Origin of the sequence: Mesorhizobium sp. M1423, from assembly GCF_040317575.1 — a bacterium.
GTDB lineage: Bacteria > Pseudomonadota > Alphaproteobacteria > Rhizobiales > Rhizobiaceae > Mesorhizobium.
In genome coordinates, this window is sequence record NZ_JAMYKU010000073.1 from 1 (window position 1) to 2,694 (window position 2,694).

General features: G+C 55.0%; 2 protein-coding genes and 1 pseudogene. All 3 read right to left on the minus strand.

Features of this window, described 5'->3' with window-relative positions; genetic code table 11:
• Positions 1-72 precede the first annotated feature (72 nt).
• Positions 73-827: pseudogene (locus tag NKG95_RS34100) on the minus strand (site-specific integrase); the annotation flags it as partial.
• 89 nt (positions 828-916) lie between these two features.
• The gene (locus NKG95_RS34105; protein WP_353043866.1) at positions 917-1,678 is read right to left on the minus strand and encodes a hypothetical protein; all 762 of its coding nucleotides are present in this window, start codon (positions 1,676-1,678) and stop codon (positions 917-919) included.
• A gap of 165 nt (positions 1,679-1,843) precedes the next feature.
• Positions 1,844-2,694, minus strand: an 851-nt coding sequence (locus tag NKG95_RS34110; RefSeq protein WP_353043867.1) for an RHS repeat-associated core domain-containing protein, incomplete at its 5' end; no start/stop codon positions are given.

The following is a 2,694-nucleotide window of genomic DNA, read 5'->3' on the forward strand; positions in this document are numbered from 1 at the left end:
GTGTATAGCCGCATACAGGTCGTTATCGGGTCTCGAAGGCTAAATAATGCTGACTTTTCGTGACCAATTGGGTTTTGAGGCGGTCCGGAGCGCGAACTCCCCGGAGAGAACCAGGATGATGCGGATGTCGGTGCCGTTCCCCAGAAGATGCGTGGCGAAGCTGTGCCTGAGCGTGTGGACCGTCACTTGTCGATGCCGGCGGCTGCACGCGCCGAGCGACACGCCGAATACAATACCTGCACACCGGATAGGGCGATCGGCACCGCGCCCGGAAACAGCCAGTCCTGCGGCTTCGCCAGCCGCCAGTAAATCCGTAGGATGCGCAGAAGCTGCGCCGACAACATCACAGTGCGGTCCTTGCCGCCCTTTGCCGTGCTCGATCCGGATCACGCCGCGTCCGCTGTCGATGTGGCCGATCTTCAGCCCCACGGTCTCCGAAGCGCGAAGGCCGCCAGCGTAGGCCGTGGTCAAGGCCGTCCGCGCCTTCAGGCGGCACCGCCTCAAGAAACGGACAACCTTGTCGGCGCTCAGCACGACCAGCAGCGTGCGCGCGGGCAGAAACGATCCGTTCCGGAATCTCGGCTTGGCCGAGCGTCACGCCGTAGAAGAACCGCAGTGCGCACACCGTCTGGTTCAGCCGCGGCCACGAGACCAGATGCACCTGGAAAGCGCGGACGTCTTCAAGGCCAAGCCGGTCCGGAGAGCGACCGAAATGGCGGGAAAACTTCGCCACCGCGTGTACGTAGGATAGTTGCGTGGCCGGCGACAGATTGCGGATCTGTCATGTCCTCGATCATGCGCCGACGAAGTGGGCTCAACTCGACCATGTCGTTTCTCCTGTTCTGAGATTGCGCTTCAACAGCCGCAATCCTTCAAAACAGAAGCGTCACCCGCATCCGATGCGCCAAATGCCGCGTTAGCGGCTTCGTTCAATCCCTTTGTCGCCATGGCTCAAGTAGACACCACCATACGGGTTGAATTTAAAATCGTCTTCTTCGTACGCTTCGATGGGTAGCAGTATCCCATTGTTTCGGGCTAAGGTCAGCCCGATGCCTTCGGTAAACATCTCATCGGCAACGCGGTCGATTATCGAGCTGAGCACCAGCTCATCGTCGGACAGACTCCTTGACACGAAGACCTCTGGCAGACCGACCAGATGGAAACCGACGCTACAGAGGAACTCTCCGTCACTTAACGGCCGCTTGCTGAAGGCAAGGCGGCAAGTACGCGCTAAACTCGTGCCGTCCTGCGCGTTTTCCGCATCACGGCCAAGTTGTTTCCATCGAGCCACACCGTGCGCAATGCCAGCACTCTCGCCTTTGGCGGCAATAGCACCATTGTTCAGTGCATGCACGGTTAAACGAAGGGCGATTGCGGATGTTTCAACGGCACTTTCGATATCCATATGGGGACCAAGTACATAAACCACGCAACCGTGCTCATGGACGGCCTCTTCGTCCTGTCTAGTCCGCTCCCCCTTATGTATCCGATCCCAAGACACATCGAACGACTCAACCATGCGATCATCCGGCGCGTCCTGCGAAAAGTGCGTGTCAATTTCAAACCCCGGGGCGAAATTGTCGATCGCCGACTGAATTGAGCGACACAGCTCAGAAAATCTTCCCTGCATTCCCAGAATGCAGAGCACATGACGTGGCTGAAACTCCGAAAAACTCATCTACATAAACCCTACAACACTCCAATCAGCCGTGATGAAAATCCGTTTGTTCTAGCTACATAGTTTATCTCAGTCTCTGGAAGGTCCCTATCAACTGATCTTTTGAATTTCCAAGAATTAAAGGGCGCAGATGTCAACAGAGCTGACGAACGTTCTCCCAGGTATTTAGTCATTGATATTGTCATCTTTTTTACCTCCAGAATCTCCACCCCTTTCTGCCATGGCTTTGTCAAATTCCTTTTTATCTCTGACGGCTGCGGCGTTCAAATTTTTAGCATCCTCGTCAATTTTTTTCTTCGTATTTCTTGCCCCGTATGTCGGGCTGGTTTGTTGATGCACGGCACGAGGTGAAGCAACGGCAGGTGTCGCGTTTTTGAGTTGAGCCCTTTCTGCGTCAGTCAGTTTTCTTCCTAAAGCATCTTCTCGATTTTTGACTTGCGCCGCAAACGACGGCTGGTGATCCATGTCCACTGGCTCGGTTTCGCCGTATGCCTTCTTTTGTTCTTTCAGCTGTCCATATGTGCCGATGTCGCCCGGTTTTACAGCTTTTTCTTCAATTTTTAAAGGTTTGGCAATTTTTGGAGCGTTATCGACCGCTTTCAAAGCGCGCGCAAGTTTGCTCGCCCCTGCTGGAAGACCTGGTACGACTGCTGCAACGGCATCGACGCTCAAATCAACCCAACCGTTGTTCCAAGCCTCTTGGTCGTCAGCGAAATACCCATAGCCGATCATCCCGGCGTCGTAAGCGATGCTAAGTCCATCCCATATAGTGTCAATAATATGCCCGTTGGGATCGCTCTTGTTGACCGGGTCGTTCTGGGCATAGGCATATCGGTTTGTTCCTACGCCCGGCAGCGTCGGATCCCAGTCATCGGGCGAGATGAATCTGCCCAGCACCGGATCCATGTATCTGGCATTGAGGTAGAGCAGCCCGGTCTCGGGATCGAAGCGCTCGCCGATATAGGATTTTTGCGTCTGGAAACCGGTGTTGAGGCGCTCGCCATAGCTGGCGTAGT

Coding starts and splice junctions, on each gene's coding strand:
- NKG95_RS34105 (WP_353043866.1), bottom strand. CDS start 1,678: ATGAGTTTTTCGGAGTTTCAGCCACGTCATGTGCTCTGCATTCTGGGA.